Raw genomic sequence first — 13744 nt, 5'->3', positions numbered from 1 at the left:
CTTGGCTAATTTAACCTTCAAGAGATAGGCAGACTTGGCATCCAAACTGATTACGAATCAATTCCTTCATTGCATAGTTGGCTCCAGCTTGCCGTAGCTGCCGGACATGCTAGGCTGCTGGTCAGAACTCGCTGGCAGGACGACCTGCACAGCCATAGCTAGAGCTGGGACGACCCTGCACTTAAAGGAGTCTTCGTCCATGTCAGCCTCTACTGCCCTGCGCGGCGTTCTCACCGGATCCGTCATCACCCGAATTGTATTGGGCTGGGTTGCGGTCGCACTACTATCACTGGCATCAGGTTTTCTCGCCGGCAGCTTATCGATGCCCCTCGTCTTCACCCTTCTTGCGCTCATCGTGGGCGTCATCATCGTGTGTTCCGGCGGGGTTGTCACCCAAGCTGAACACCTTGCGCACCGGCTTGGTGATCCCTACGGCACCCTGGTGCTGACCCTTTCAATTGTCGGCATTGAAGTCATTCTCATCTCCGCGGTCATGCTCGGCCCAGGCGATCATCACACCATCGCGCGTGATTCCGTCATGGCCACGGTCATGATTGTCCTCAACCTAGTCATCGGCCTGGCACTCATCGTCGGCGGCATGTGTCATAGCAACCTGCAGGTCAACCGCGCCGGTATTTCCGCATACTTATCGATGCTCGTCGTACTCATCGCCACCGCCTTCGCCATTCCGGCTGTCATCGGCACCGATGGTGCATATAACACCGCGCAGGCCATCACCGTCGTGACCTTGACGGTCATCCTGTACGCATTCTTTCTCTACCGCCAAACCGGCGCCCAGCATGCCGACTTCACGGAAACAGACAAGGACATCGTTGCTTCCAACAGCCCCGGAATCGCCGCGATTTTCCGCGAGCACAAAGGAGAAATTCTCACCCGCGCGCTGGTTTTGCTCATCACGGTAATTCCGATCGTTTTGCTCTCTCACGATATGGCATCGCTTCTCGATGACGGCCTTAACCGCCTCGGCGCTCCCATCGCGCTTTCCGGCATCATCATCGCAATGATTGTCTTTTTGCCCGAAGCAATCACCACCGTCCGCGCTGCCTGGGGTGGCGAAGGACAACGCGTGGTCAACCTCGCTCACGGCGCGCTCGTCTCCTGTGTTGGCCTCACTCTGCCGGTCGTGCTCATCATCGGTCTGCTTACTGGGCAAACCGTTACCCTCGCCGAAAACCCCACCAACCTGCTGCTCCTAGGAATCAGCTTGGCTTTGAGCATCGCGACGTTTAACTCCCAGAAAGTCACCGCGATTCACGGCGGAGCACACCTATTCGTCTTCATCCTCTACGCGCTCAGCGTATTTTCTTAAAGTCGTTCCTTGCCAGGACTTTCTGTGCTAGCGTGGGCGCCAGACACGGGGTGCCCGAAGGGGCTGAGATTACACCCGAGAACCTGATCGAGTTCGGACTCGCGGAGGAATGTCGGTAAACGACGCAGGCAGTATATGCAGGGATACCTGTATCTATTGCAGCACGCTTCGCTTCTTCGAACTCGATATGAGTGATGAAACGGAGACAAGCGTTGATACCGAACGTATTAACCATTGCTGGCACAGATCCCACCGGTGGCGCGGGGATTCAAGCAGACTTAAAAGCATTTTCTGCCAACGGCGCATATGGGATGAGCGTGGTCACCGCGGTGGTCGCGCAAAATACGCGCGGGGTGGGAAGCATCGTCGCGATGGAACCTGAATTCGTGGCCGAACAAATCGCCGCGGTCTTTGAGGATGTCCGCGTCGATGCGGTGAAAATCGGCATGGTTGCGAATGCTGATATCGCCGATGCGATTAGGCAATCGCTGGATACATACGCGCAGTGCCCGGTGGTGCTGGATCCGGTGATGGTGGCTAAAAGCGGCGATCATCTGATGCAACAAGATGATGTTGAAGCGATTCGTGAGCGCCTGGTGCCGCGCGCAACGCTGATTACACCGAACCTTCCGGAGGCATCGGTGCTGCTTGACCGCGATGTGGAGATGAGCAGCCTGGAAGAAATGCATGCCTCCCTTGAGGAGCTGCGCGCATTGGGTTCGCAGTGGGTGCTGCTGAAAGGTGGGCATCTGGGTGGCGAAGAAAGCATCGATATCCTTACCGGCCACGAGACCGTGGAGTTGACCGCACCGCGCGTGGATACTATCAACGATCACGGCACCGGCTGCACGCTATCGGCCGCGATAGCAGCGCTGTTGCCGCGCCATGGGTATATCGACGCAGTCCGGCAAGCCAAAAAGTATCTCACTGCGGCGCTACGCCACGCGGATGAATTGGACGTCGGTGCAGGCCACGGCCCCGTCCATCACTTCCACGCGCTGTGGAATAACGCGCCTTTACAGTTGCAAGGAGCACAGCGATGAGCACTCAACGATTTACGGACCTTTTGCGCGAGCAGAACCACACCACGTGGGAGAAGGCAGTTACTCACCGCTTTGTGCAGGAGCTTTTCGATGCCACCATCGACGACTCTGTCATGGCCAGCTACTTGGTGCAGGACTACCGCTTTTTGGATAGTTTCTTGGTGTTGCTGGGGGCATCGGTAAGCACGGCGGATGCGCTTGAACCACGGCTGCGGTTTGCGCAATTTATCGGTGAGATTGCGGACGATGAAAACACCTACTTCCTGGATGCCTTTGAAGCGCTCGGAGTTACCGAGAAGCAGCGTGAAGAAATCCCGAATACTGAGCCCACCACCGCGTTTTGTGCCTTGATGCGCGAGGCCGCGGATACCCGCAACTACGCGGCCATCGTCGCGGTACTGCTGGTTGCGGAATGGCTATATCTTGACTGGGCAACCCGCGACTCACGCCCTATACCTAAGAACTTCGTGCACGCGGAGTGGATTCGCTTGCATGATTTCCCCGAATTCCATGAACGTATCGCCTTTTTGCGCGAGGAACTAAACCGCGTCGGCCCATCCCAGCGCGAAGTTGCCGGAGACTTCTTTCACCGCGCAGTAGAAATCGAGCTCGCATTTTTCGATGCCAGCTACGCCCACCCCATCACAGAAGAAAAACAATGACACTATTTGCAGATTTGAAAAAGGCCATCGGAACCGAGTGGACCGATTACACCGAGCACGAATTCGTGCAAAAGCTCGGGGCGGGCACACTCCCCTTGCCGGTATTCCAGGACTACCTGGTGCAGGACTATCACTTCCTAGTGCAGTTCGCGCGGGCAAACGCTCTGGCTGCGTACAAAAGCCGCAACCTCGCCGATATTAAGGACGCAACGGGCGCACTACAGGCTATCGTGCACGAAACTGACCTGCACCGCCGACTGACCGCGCGCTGGGGAATCACGGAAGAAGAGCTTGATGCGGCGGCAGAAAAACAAACCACCGTGGCTTATACCCGCTACGTTTTGGACACCGGGATGTCCGGCGACCTGCTGGATATGCACGTCGCGCTTTCACCATGCTCCATTGGCTACGCAGAAATTGGTGCTGCACTGGAGCCGCAACGAACACGGGCTCTCGATGCCGGCGAAGAACACCCCTACGGCGAGTGGATTGCGGAATACTCCGGCACGGAATTCCAAACCGCAGCACGTGCTGCCACCGAACGTCTCGACGCGCTAACCGCAGGTAGTGTCACCGCGGAGCGCTTTGATTCCTTAGTGGAAATCTTCCGCGCCGCTACCCGCTTAGAGGCAGCATTCTGGCAGCAAGCGCTGGATTCAGCTGCCTGATTCAGCTGCCCAGTGTTTCCAGCAATATGCGTTCCAGTTCTAGGAATCTAGGGCTGGTCAACGCATCGATCCCCCGCGGCTTCGGCAGGTCAACGTCCAGGATGAGGCTGACTGACGCGGGGCGTGGGCTGAGCACCACCACGCGGTCTGAAAGCAAGATCGCTTCGCGGACATCGTGCGTGATCAGCAGAGCTGTCCAATTATGTTCGGCCCACACTTGTTGCAGCCAGGTTTGTAAATCCTGTTTGGTAAGCGCGTCGAGGGCGCCGAAGGGTTCATCGAGAAGCAAAGTGCTCTTGTTTTGAACCACCGTGCGCAAAAGTGCTGCCCGCTGGCGCATGCCGCCGGAAAGCTCAAACGGCAAGGAATCTTCAAAGCCCGCAAGCCCAAAGCGGGGAAACCATTCCTTGACCCGTGCCCGCGCCGCGCGGCGTTTTACACCTTGGACTTCCAGGCCGAGTGCGGCATTCGCGGCGATGCTGCGCCACGGAAACAACGCATCCTTTTGCGGCATATAGGCCACTTCCCCATCGATGCCCACCGTGCCACTAGTCGGTGAATCCAAACCCGCGATGATGTTAAAAAGCGTGCTCTTGCCGCAGCCAGATGGCCCAATGATGGAGACAAATTCCCCGGGATTCACCGTCAAAGAGATGTCATCCAGCACTGCGCGGTGGCGGGCATCGGCAAGCGAGAAGGTGCGTGAGATGCCCTCGAGGTGCAACTGCGGTGAGGTTTTAACGCTCATTGGCAGCGGTCCTTTCTTTGATATGCCACGGAATAACGGCCCGTTCCACCAGGTACGTGGATAGGTAGAGCACAATGCTGATCACAGCTGCGACGGTAACTGCGGCGAGCACCAAATCGGTGCGAAAAGCATTCTTTTGCACGCTCATATAAATGCCCAGGCCCTGTTTCGCGCCGACATACTCGGCGAAGATGGCGCCCACCACGGCATACGTAATGCCGATGCGCAAGGAAGTGAAAAAGAGAGGCAGCGCCGACGGTAGCCGCAAAAAGAGGAACTCTTTGATGCGCCCGGCACCCATGCTGCGCAGCAACGCCGATGCTTCCCTGTCCGCGCGCGCAAAACCATCGACTAGCCCGATGGTGACTGGGAAGAAGGTCACCAGAGCCACCACCAGAATCTTAGGCAGCAGCCCGAAGCCGAACCAGATGATCATCAACGGCGCGATAGCGACAATCGGAATGGTTTGGGAAGAAATCAGCAGCGGAACTAGGCCGCGGCGCATCAGCGGCGAGAAATCAATGACGATAGCAATCAGCCACGCGCACGCTAATGACACCGAAAAGCCCAGTAGCGTGACATTTAAGGTAGCCAGGGCATGCGCGCCAAGTGCGCTGCGGTGCTCCCAACCGGAGCTTGCCACAAGCGTTGGCGCCGGCAGCACCTGCGGGCGCACCGCGGTCAAACGCACGATTAACTCCCACGCGATAAGCAGCACGGCCAGAAAGCCTGCGGGCACCCAGATATTCTTAAAAGATAAATACTGCTTCATCAGTCCTGCAGATATTCATTGGTGAAAAACTCTGACCACTCCGGCTGCTTATCCAACAGTTTGCCGTTGTTATCAGTCAGCAGATCGGAATCGAAGAGGAACTGGCCGAGCTCGCTCCAGTGCTCCTCGGTTTGCACGCCGAAGTCACCGTTGTCATCGAGCATGTATTTATCCGCGAGCATCTCTTGGCTTTCCACCAGCATGTCTAGGTCAGTGAGCAGGCCGGCGTTTTCTTCCTGCAAAATCTTTGCGGCGGATTCAGGATCTTCCACGGAATCTTCATAGCCGCGAGCAAGGGCCTGCACAAAGTCACGCGCAGTATCCGGATTGTCTTCCAACCAGGTGTTATTGCCCACCACCAAGACTTGGTACGCATCCGGGAAACCATAATCGGTGTACGCGAAAGTCTTCAGGTCCACGCCGCGGTGTTCAGCTTCGATGCCTTCCCAGGCGACATAAGGGACGGTGAAATCAACATCACCGGAGTACAACGCCTCATAGGCAGAAGTTCCCAGCGTCACGGTTTCGAATTCGCCGTCGCCGCCTGCGGACTGTACCACGCCCTGCATAGTCTTGGTCTCCGCCGGGTTATCGAATCCACCGAAGGTCAGCCCATCCAAGTCGGCAGGGCTTTGGATGTCATCACGGTCTGCCAGTACCGCTACTTCCGTGGCCCAGGTTTGTTCCACGGCGAGTACTGATTTCAGGTCCGCGCCAGACGCCATGGACATCGACGCCGTGTCTTGGAAGCTGATGCCAAACTCGGCTTGGCCGGCATCGACAAGCACTTCGGGGTTGCTGTTATTAAACGGCAAGATTTCCACGTCAATGCCGGCGTCTTCGAAGTAGCCCTTGTTCAATGCCACGTAGAGCCCCGTGTGGTTGGTATTCGGTGTCCAGTCCAGCGCAAAGCGCACGGTAGTTTTCGCATTGCTTGCCGATACCCCCTCCGCCGCATCACCTCCCGCACAGCTAGTTAGCAAGGTAGCAAGGGCAACAACGGCGGCTGCGGCGATGGTGCGAAGAGAAATTGATGTAGTTTTCACGGTTTTTGTTATTCCTTTATATAAGTGGATTGGTTCCAGGCATCGGCCATGCTGCGGGCAACATGCTCGGGATCCTCGGCAGCACACAGCGCGGAGACAAAGCAGACACCAGCGGCCCCTGCTGCGCGCAGGTCAGCGATGTCTTCGGCGAGGACGCCGCCAATGGCCACGGTCGGCACCGGGGATATTGCGGTCAGGTGCGCAAAGCCCGCGATGCCCAGTGCTGGTGGATGATCCGGCTTGGTAGAAGTCGGCCGGATAACACCGACGCCGACATAATCCACGGTGCCTGCGGGAAGTGCGGCAACGGCAGCGAGGTGTTCTTCGGTATTCGCGGTTAAGCCGATAATGGCACCCGTACCGAGTTCTTCGCGCGCGGTCAGTACGGCTTCATCGGCTTGGCCCAAGTGCACGCCGTCGATGGCAATGCCACGCCTTTGAGCTTCGACGGCGACATCGAGGCGGTCGTTGATCACTAGCTTCGCGCGGCCATCGATAACTTCTGCAAGCTGCTCAAGTTGGGATAGCTGTTGGTCAAAACTGGCGTGTTTATCGCGCAGCTGCACCGTGTGCACGCCGCCGTCCACGGCCAGGCGCACGGTTTCCACCACGCCGCGCGCCCCGCACAGCACTGGGTCGGTGACTAAATAGATGCCATAATCCTGGCTGCTGCTCATGCCGCGTACTCCCGGATGCGCTGCTCCGAGGAGATGGCGGACGGGGTGAGGGTGGAGAGGGCATCGATAAGCGAAACTGCGAAAGACCCTGGACCTGCTGCTTGCGCGGCAGCCTGTTCGGCCGCGACGCCATAGACCGCATGCGCCGCGGCGACTGCCTCAACCGGGCAATAGGACCCGCGCACCGCGGCGAACGCAGCAATCAACGCGCCCAGCGCACAACCGCCGCCGGTGACCTGGGTCAAAAGCTCATCGCCGTTAGCCACGCGGATAACGCGCGTGCCATCGGTGATGAAATCCTCCGGCCCGGATACCGCGACCACGGTGTTGAGACGCTGCGCCAAAGCAATCGCGCCCGGCGCGGCGGCTTCTGTGGAATCTGTGGAGTCCACGCCCTTGCCGCCGGCTCCTTCCCCTGCCAAGGCAAGAATCTCAGAGGCATTACCGCGAATCGCGAACGGGGTTTGCGGAGCGAGTTTCTGCGCCAAGGCTGTGCGAATGGGCAACGCGCCAATCGCCACTGGATCCAACACCCACGGTGTTGCAGATTCGTTGGCGGCAGCGACGGCTTCTTCCATCGCTAAGCGTTGCTCCGGCGTGGGGGTTCCCAAATTCACCAGTACCCCGCCCGCGACCCGGGCGAAAGGGCCTGCTTCCCCGACGATGTCCGTCATCGCTGGCGCTGCGCCTATAGCAAGCACCACATTGGCGGTGAAGTTGGTAACCACCGAATTGGTTATGCACTGCACCAAGGGATTGTGCGCGCGTAGTTCACCGAGCAATGCTGCGGCAAAAGATAAGGTCATGGCCTTTCGCTTTCTTCCTCTGACGAAGAAGAATGTACAGCATCACCGCAGCGCACAATAGGACACCGATGGTATCCGCGCACAGCCAGTTTCATCCGGACAATCCCTTCGCCAGTACTAACTAGATCAGGTTCGACGGGTGTTATCTCAGCCGGTCTTTACGGCACCCCGTGTCTTAACGCACCACACTAGCCCAGGCCGCGTGTCCCGGCAATAACTTTTGCGTCAGAGCATGCCGAGGGAAGAATTTATGTCCTTTTCGAGCATCCAGCGTGCTACTTCGTCTCATCGGCATCGAGCCACTCGAGGTCAGCGCTTCCCAGTCCAGCAGCAACGGCGGTGGCTGTCTCTTTCCAAGAGGTCAGCTCGGAGATTGCCAGGTGTGGTTGTTCGGTAGCAAACGAAGCGCGGGCAGCGTCGACAAGGTCCTGAGCACAGGACTCACGATCCGCCGTGGACAAGGCGAGCATCCAGGGAAAGATTTTCGTCATGCGTTCGGTGAGCGTTCCATCTTCGTCGATGGCTACGGTAATTAACTGTGCAGCAAATTCGAGGAGACGCGCGCCCCTCAGCCTCGCGCTGCGACATCAACACCAGCGCCTCGCCGTCGCGACGCGTGATCGTGACCGGATGGTCTTCGGCCGCAGCGAAGACCTCGGCCGAGTGCTTGCTCAGATCCGAGGAGCGACGTGTCTGGTCGGGGCGATCAGCTGTAATAGGCATAACCACATCCCATTCGGAACATATTCGGAAGTCTAGCGTTATTGCCCTCCGCAAAGAACGCGAGCCTCCCTATGGGCTGAATTTTGTTACTACTCTTGATTGTCAAAGGCCCTTGTTGCCCGCCCACTTAAGGAGTGCCGATGGACAGTATGTTTATTATCTACCGAGGCAGAACTGTGACCTGGATCGATAGTCCAAACGAACCCCGTACGTGGACAGTCGTTTGTGGATCAGTATGGACAGAAGATGAGGTCCGTAGCCTGGCAGACAAGGCCCGCGCAAAAGGAACACCTCTCATCTCGGCCGAGGTGCCCCTCGCATTCACCGTAAACCCTGACTCTCCACCAACTTCCGTATTCATTCCAGGCCAGATCTGCATGGACCAAAACGATCCGCTGGCTGCAGAGTTCAGTGACTTTATCCCAATGAAGGCCTACTTAACGCGGGAGGAAGCAGAACGAGGAGAAGATGACTGGGATTACGTATGGGAGTTCCCTCTTCCGTGGATTGGTAGGTTCATGCTCACCCCCTTCACACTCGACCAATTTCCAGATGACCGCATGGACGCCCACAAGTTCTCGCTGTGACCGGTGTACGGTTTTCTGCAGAGCCGAAGAATCTCGAAGGAGTCCCGCGTGAAATCCCTGCATAACGTACAAGCGCACAGTTTCGCTTCCGATAATTATTCGGGCATTGCCCCGGAGGTACTCGCGGCGTTGACGGCAGCTAACGGCGGGCACCAGGCGGCATATGGGGCGGATGAGTACACGGCATTGCTTGACGATGTCATCGTGAAGCATTTTGGCTCCACCGCCACCGCGTATCCGGTTTTTAACGGAACTGGCGCAAACGTTGTGGGCTTGCAGGCATTGTTGCCGCGTTGGGGCGCGGTGATTTGTGCTGCGACTGCGCACATCAATGTCGATGAAGGCGGCGCACCCGAACGCATGGGTTCCATCAAGTTGTTGCCGGTGCCGACTGCAGATGGCAAGCTCACCCCGGAATTAGTCAACCGCGAGGCGTGGGGCTTTGGCAATGAGCACCGCGCGCAACCGCTGGTGGTTTCCATTACCCAGACCACAGAGATGGGTACCTGCTACACCCCGGAGGAAATTCGGGCGCTAGCGGATCATGTTCACGCTCGCGGCATGGCCCTGCACATGGATGGCGCGCGTCTTTCAAATGCGGCCGCAACACTCGGGCTGCCGCTGTCTGCTTTTACTACCGAGGCTGGCGTGGATGTTTTAAGCCTGGGTGGAACCAAAAATGGTGCACTCGGCGCTGAGGCCGCGGTAATTCTTAACCCCGATGCGCTAGTCGGTGGCGCGGAGACGTTGCCGTTTGTGCGCAAACTATCGATGCAATTAGCTTCCAAAATGCGGTTTATCTCCGCGCAGCTCATCGCGCTTTATGAAGACGACGTGTGGCTTAACAACGCTCGTCATTCCAACTCGATGGCCAAGCGCCTGCGCAGCAAACTCGAAGAAGCCAACCTACCAGGACTGAGCTTTACCCAAGCCACCGAATCTAATGCGGTCTTTGCCACCCTGCCCGACGGCATTGCCGATGAACTGCGCCAAAACTTCCACTTCTACGACTGGGATGCCACGCGCAATGAAGTGCGCTGGATGTGCTCCTTCGACACCACTGAAAAAGACATTGACGCTTTTGCCGCAGCCATAAAACAAGTGTGGGCTTAACACCCTAGCTAAGGCGCAAATCGGTGATACACGTTGCGTCTTCTGTTCCCGTGGCAAATTCCGTTGTGCCCTCTAAGCCCTGGTAATTCACCGTAATGGTACCGGCGCTTCCGCGCGGAACCCAAAACCCGGCAAAGCCATTGTCGAAGGTCGTGGCGGGGCCATCGACAAGCGTTGTGCCGGTTTCCTCATCAAAGACTGATACCTCTACTGGCTCATTGTCCAGCTCTCCCACGCAGGTGGTAAGGCTGTGATAGTAGCAATCATGGGTTTGGGACACGAAGGGGGCGACCGAGACATAACTCAGGTCCTCAGGCATAGCAAGTGTGACTTCTCCCGCCTGATTGCTCAGGATCAATTCTTCGCTTCTTACTGAAGCCATCAAATCAGTAGGGCGTTCAGCGATCGGTTGCCGATCCAGATAGTCAATTATCTCGCGAGCATCCATCCCCTCTAGGCCATACGCGTTTAGTACTTCTTCCTGCTCCGCGCCCGAGGATGAACAAGCACTTAAAGCGAGCGAAGCACCGACGATTGCGCTAACAATTGATGCGCTTTTTCTCGCAGCCCGCTGGGGGCTTGCTGGTTGCGATCCAGCTCCATCCTGAATATTTTCCATAGGCTAATTAATAGCACCATTTCTCCTATCCCGACAAAGAGCTAGCCTTCCTTGAAACATACCCTGTCGGGGTATACCGTTGTTTGTAGCGCTTAAATATCTATCTCCTCCACATCTCGGTTTCCTAAAATCCTAAAAATTGAGAGAAGAAGTGACATGAGTACCCCACACCACGATCACAAGTCCTCAAGCCATGATGAACATGATGGCCATGATGGCCATGATGGCCATGAAGGACATAACCATGATGAACATGCGGGTCACAGCGTTACAAAGTTTAAAGACCGCTTTTGGCTGAGCCTCCTACTGTCCATTCCGGTGATTGTCTTCAGCCCCATGTTTGCCACCTTCCTGGGCTACACCGTGCCGGAATTCTCAGGTTCAACCTGGGTCGCCCCGGTTCTAGGAACCGTGATTTTCCTCTACGGCGGCAGCCCTTTCCTCCAAGGTGGCGTGTCAGAGATTCGCTCGCGTCAACCGGGCATGATGCTGCTGATTGCCATGGCGATCACAGTCGCATTTGTCGCTTCATGGGTTACCACTTTGGGCATCGGTGGTTTTGAACTCGACTTCTGGTGGGAGCTTGCCCTGCTGGTTGTCATCATGTTGTTGGGCCATTGGATGGAAATGCGGGCCCTAGGTTCTGCATCTTCTGCCCTCGATGCCTTAGCTGCCCTCCTTCCGGAGAAAGCAGAAAAGGTTGACGGCGATGCTATCCACTCGATAGCCATCTCTGAACTTACTGCTGATGACATCGTGCTAGTTCGCCCCGGCGCGCGAGTACCTGCTGACGGCACCATCATCGATGGTTTCGCTGAATTCGACGAATCGATGATCACTGGCGAATCCCAGCCTGTATATCGCAACAGTGGCGAAACAGTTATCGCCGGCACCGTGGCTACGGATAACACCGTGCGCGTCCGAGTGGAAAAGATCGGCGCTGATACCACCTTGGCTGGTATTCAACGCATGGTTGCCGAAGCACAAAATTCTTCTTCCCGTGCGCAAGCCCTGGCCGATAGGGCCGCGGCTTTGCTCTTCTGGTTTGCCTTGGCCGCTGGCATTATTACGGCCATCGTCTGGACAATCATCGGCAGCCCTGATGACGCCATTGTTCGCACCGTCACCGTGCTGGTCATTGCCTGCCCACATGCCCTGGGCCTGGCCATCCCCCTGGTCATTGCCATCTCTACGGAACGCGCCGCCAAAGCTGGCTTACTCATCAAGGACCGGCTTGCCCTTGAACGCATGCGCTCCATCGATATTGTTTTATTTGATAAAACTGGCACTTTAACCGAAGGTGCACACGCGGTCACCGGTGTCGCGGCAGCATCGGAAGTGCCGGAGGGAGATGTTCTGGCCCTAGCTTCTGCAGCTGAAATTAATAGTGAGCATCCACTAGCCCGAGCGATCGTCACTGCTGCAGCCGCGCACCCAGTGGCATCGCAAAGCCCGCGCGTTGGCTCGGATTTCCGCACCGCCGCGGGTCGTGGCGTGCAAGCAACCGTCGATGGAGAAAACATCATGGTTGGAGGCCCCAATATGCTGCGCGAGCTTGGCGTTAACTCCCCTGACTCACTGCACGACAAGATTTCTACGTGGACCTCCCGCGGCGCAGGAGTCTTGCACGTGCTTTGCAACAAGGAAGTCATTGGGGTCATAGCCGTCGAGGATCATATCCGCCCCGAATCCCACGATGCCGTCCGGGCACTGCAAGATGCGGGTGTGAAAGTCGCGCTGATTACCGGCGATGCTTCTCAAGTTGCAGAAAGCGTGGCTAAAGAATTGGGTATCGACGAAGTCTTTGCCGAGGTTCTACCGCAGGATAAAGACACCAAGGTCACTGAGCTGCAGAAACGCGGATTCGACGTGGCCATGGTCGGCGATGGCGTCAATGACGCGCCTGCCCTGGCGCGGGCCGATATTGGCATCGCTATCGGCGCGGGCACGGATGTGGCCATGGAATCCGCTGGCGTTGTGCTCGCCAGCGATGATCCCCGCGCGGTGTTGTCCATGATCACGTTGTCCAAGGCCAGCTACTCCAAGATGGTTCAAAACTTGGTCTGGGCATCGGGCTACAACATCCTCGCGGTCCCACTCGCTGCTGGTGTACTAGCTCCCATTGGCTTTGTTCTCTCGCCAGCGGTGGGCGCGATTTTGATGTCATTGTCGACCATAATCGTGGCCTTCAATGCCCAACTTTTAAGAAGGATCGATCTAAAACCAACGCATGTAGCACCCGCTACCTCAAGCGAAAAACTTCAACCATAAACGCTTGATGATAAAGCTTTCTAAACCATAATTTTCTCAACCTCAGAAAGGTTTCACATGAAACATTCCACTTCTCTCATCGCTCTCACGCTCGCCGCTGGTCTTACCTTGAGTGCCTGCAGCGACGCCTCAGATTCCGCAGAGCCTGCGCCGGCTACTTCCGAAAGTGCCGATAGCTCGGACAACGCTGCGACTTCAGAAAATGCGACGGAGGACGAAGGGCACAAAGACATGGCTCACGACCATCCTGAAGATGGCGGCGCTCCCCCAGCCGGAATTGAGGAAGCAGAAAACCCGACCTACCCCGTCGGCACTGAGGTCACCTTGACCGCGGATCACATGCCCGGCATGGATGGCGCAACCGCAACCATCTCCGGAGCCTTTGATACCACGACCTACTCCGTGAGTTACACCCCCACCAACGGCGATGCTCCAGTTACTGATCACCGTTGGGTTGTGCACGAAGAACTCGTGGATCCCGGCGAAGCACCGCTTGCTGATGGCGCCAAGGCAGTGATGACCGCTGAGCACATGCCCGGGATGAAGGACGCCGAGGCCACGATTGATTACTCCACGCAGGAAACGGTGTACATGGTCGACATTGATAATGATGAGATGACCATGAAAAACCACAAGTGGGTTACCGAAAGCGAAATCGAACCCGCTCAGTAACCCATCA

The 13744-nt window shown here is 56.9% G+C and carries 14 protein-coding genes, 1 pseudogene and 1 riboswitch; of the genes and pseudogenes, 8 read left to right on the top strand and 7 right to left on the bottom strand.

The window, feature by feature from the left end; all coding sequences use genetic code 11:
- Window positions 1-199: 199 nt before the first annotated feature.
- From CCASEI_RS00625 to tenA, 4 genes are all read left to right on the top strand, one after another.
- Window positions 200-1330: a calcium:proton antiporter gene (locus CCASEI_RS00625; protein WP_025386864.1), complete on the top strand. Its 1131-nt coding sequence runs from the start codon at window positions 200-202 to the stop codon at window positions 1328-1330.
- A 194-nt stretch (window positions 1331-1524) separates the two neighbouring features.
- Window positions 1525-2373 carry a bifunctional hydroxymethylpyrimidine kinase/phosphomethylpyrimidine kinase gene (gene thiD / locus CCASEI_RS00620; RefSeq protein WP_155894800.1) on the top strand — a complete coding sequence of 283 codons (849 nt, stop codon included), beginning with the start codon at window positions 1525-1527 and terminating at the stop codon, window positions 2371-2373.
- Complete coding sequence (locus tag CCASEI_RS00615; protein WP_025386862.1) at window positions 2370-3035, top strand: TenA family protein; 666 nt, start codon at window positions 2370-2372, stop codon at window positions 3033-3035. The genes thiD and CCASEI_RS00615 overlap by 4 nt, the downstream gene beginning before the upstream one ends.
- Window positions 3032-3703 carry a thiaminase II gene (tenA, locus tag CCASEI_RS00610; protein WP_006823909.1) on the top strand — a complete coding sequence of 224 codons (672 nt, stop codon included), beginning with the start codon at window positions 3032-3034 and terminating at the stop codon, window positions 3701-3703. The genes CCASEI_RS00615 and tenA overlap by 4 nt, the downstream gene beginning before the upstream one ends.
- 1 nt (window position 3704) lies before the next feature.
- On the opposite strand, the gene CCASEI_RS00605 is transcribed toward tenA, so the two are convergent.
- The 6 genes and pseudogenes from CCASEI_RS00605 to CCASEI_RS15645 form a co-directional block, all read right to left on the bottom strand.
- On the bottom strand, window positions 3705-4451 hold the full coding sequence (locus CCASEI_RS00605; protein ID WP_025386861.1) for an ABC transporter ATP-binding protein: 747 nt from the start codon (window positions 4449-4451) through the stop codon (window positions 3705-3707).
- A complete protein-coding gene (locus CCASEI_RS00600; RefSeq protein WP_025386860.1) occupies window positions 4441-5223 on the bottom strand; it encodes an ABC transporter permease in 783 nt (260 codons plus the stop codon). The genes CCASEI_RS00605 and CCASEI_RS00600 overlap by 11 nt, the downstream gene beginning before the upstream one ends.
- Window positions 5223-6269 carry an ABC transporter substrate-binding protein gene (locus tag CCASEI_RS00595; protein ID WP_025386859.1) on the bottom strand — a complete coding sequence of 349 codons (1047 nt, stop codon included), beginning with the start codon at window positions 6267-6269 and terminating at the stop codon, window positions 5223-5225. The genes CCASEI_RS00600 and CCASEI_RS00595 overlap by 1 nt, the downstream gene beginning before the upstream one ends.
- Window positions 6270-6277: 8 nt before the next feature.
- Window positions 6278-6946, bottom strand: a complete 669-nt coding sequence (thiE, locus tag CCASEI_RS00590; RefSeq protein ID WP_025386858.1) for a thiamine phosphate synthase — start codon at window positions 6944-6946, stop codon at window positions 6278-6280.
- Complete coding sequence (gene thiM, locus CCASEI_RS00585) at window positions 6943-7752, bottom strand: hydroxyethylthiazole kinase (RefSeq protein ID WP_006823914.1); 810 nt, start codon at window positions 7750-7752, stop codon at window positions 6943-6945. The genes thiE and thiM overlap by 4 nt, the downstream gene beginning before the upstream one ends.
- Before the next feature lie 85 nt (window positions 7753-7837).
- Window positions 7838-7933, bottom strand: a riboswitch (TPP riboswitch).
- A 94-nt stretch (window positions 7934-8027) separates the two neighbouring features.
- Window positions 8028-8475: pseudogene (locus CCASEI_RS15645) on the bottom strand (prevent-host-death protein).
- A 140-nt stretch (window positions 8476-8615) separates the two neighbouring features.
- Here CCASEI_RS15645 and CCASEI_RS00575 point away from each other — a divergent pair.
- Window positions 8616-9062 (top strand): hypothetical protein, encoded by a 447-nt coding sequence (locus tag CCASEI_RS00575; protein WP_006823915.1) that lies wholly within the window; start codon window positions 8616-8618, stop codon window positions 9060-9062.
- A 48-nt stretch (window positions 9063-9110) separates the two neighbouring features.
- Window positions 9111-10175, top strand: a complete 1065-nt coding sequence (locus CCASEI_RS00570) for a threonine aldolase family protein (protein WP_025386857.1) — start codon at window positions 9111-9113, stop codon at window positions 10173-10175.
- Window positions 10176-10179: 4 nt separating this feature from the next.
- Here CCASEI_RS00570 and CCASEI_RS00565 read toward each other — a convergent pair whose 3' ends face one another.
- On the bottom strand, window positions 10180-10794 hold the full coding sequence (locus CCASEI_RS00565; RefSeq protein ID WP_006823917.1) for a CueP family metal-binding protein: 615 nt from the start codon (window positions 10792-10794) through the stop codon (window positions 10180-10182).
- A gap of 156 nt (window positions 10795-10950) precedes the next feature.
- Between CCASEI_RS00565 and CCASEI_RS00560 the strand changes: the two genes are divergently transcribed.
- A complete protein-coding gene (locus CCASEI_RS00560; RefSeq protein WP_025386856.1) occupies window positions 10951-13065 on the top strand; it encodes a heavy metal translocating P-type ATPase in 2115 nt (704 codons plus the stop codon).
- 57 nt (window positions 13066-13122) lie between these two features.
- Window positions 13123-13737, top strand: coding sequence for a YdhK family protein (locus CCASEI_RS00555; protein ID WP_003847112.1), 615 nt, complete (start codon window positions 13123-13125; stop codon window positions 13735-13737).
- The last annotated feature ends 7 nt before the right edge of the window (window positions 13738-13744 follow it).

It is taken from the genome of Corynebacterium casei LMG S-19264 (genome assembly GCF_000550785.1).
Lineage (GTDB): Bacteria > Actinomycetota > Actinomycetes > Mycobacteriales > Mycobacteriaceae > Corynebacterium > Corynebacterium casei.
This window is presented reverse-complemented; position numbering and strand designations above follow the sequence as displayed.

What these genes read in the sequence shown, in the direction of transcription:
- CCASEI_RS00625 (WP_025386864.1), top strand. Translation starts at nt 200, where the DNA reads ATGTCAGCCTCTACTGCCCTGCGCGGCGTTCTCACCGGATCCGTCATC.
- thiD (WP_155894800.1), top strand. Translation starts at nt 1,525, where the DNA reads ATGAAACGGAGACAAGCGTTGATACCGAACGTATTAACCATTGCTGGC.
- CCASEI_RS00615 (WP_025386862.1), top strand. Translation starts at nt 2,370, where the DNA reads ATGAGCACTCAACGATTTACGGACCTTTTGCGCGAGCAGAACCACACC.
- tenA (WP_006823909.1), top strand. Translation starts at nt 3,032, where the DNA reads ATGACACTATTTGCAGATTTGAAAAAGGCCATCGGAACCGAGTGGACC.
- CCASEI_RS00605 (WP_025386861.1), bottom strand. Translation starts at nt 4,451, where the DNA reads ATGAGCGTTAAAACCTCACCGCAGTTGCACCTCGAGGGCATCTCACGC.
- CCASEI_RS00600 (WP_025386860.1), bottom strand. Translation starts at nt 5,223, where the DNA reads ATGAAGCAGTATTTATCTTTTAAGAATATCTGGGTGCCCGCAGGCTTT.
- thiE (WP_025386858.1), bottom strand. Translation starts at nt 6,946, where the DNA reads ATGAGCAGCAGCCAGGATTATGGCATCTATTTAGTCACCGACCCAGTG.
- thiM (WP_006823914.1), bottom strand. Translation starts at nt 7,752, where the DNA reads ATGACCTTATCTTTTGCCGCAGCATTGCTCGGTGAACTACGCGCGCAC.
- CCASEI_RS00575 (WP_006823915.1), top strand. Translation starts at nt 8,616, where the DNA reads ATGGACAGTATGTTTATTATCTACCGAGGCAGAACTGTGACCTGGATC.
- CCASEI_RS00565 (WP_006823917.1), bottom strand. Translation starts at nt 10,794, where the DNA reads ATGGAAAATATTCAGGATGGAGCTGGATCGCAACCAGCAAGCCCCCAG.
- CCASEI_RS00560 (WP_025386856.1), top strand. Translation starts at nt 10,951, where the DNA reads ATGAGTACCCCACACCACGATCACAAGTCCTCAAGCCATGATGAACAT.
- CCASEI_RS00555 (WP_003847112.1), top strand. Translation starts at nt 13,123, where the DNA reads ATGAAACATTCCACTTCTCTCATCGCTCTCACGCTCGCCGCTGGTCTT.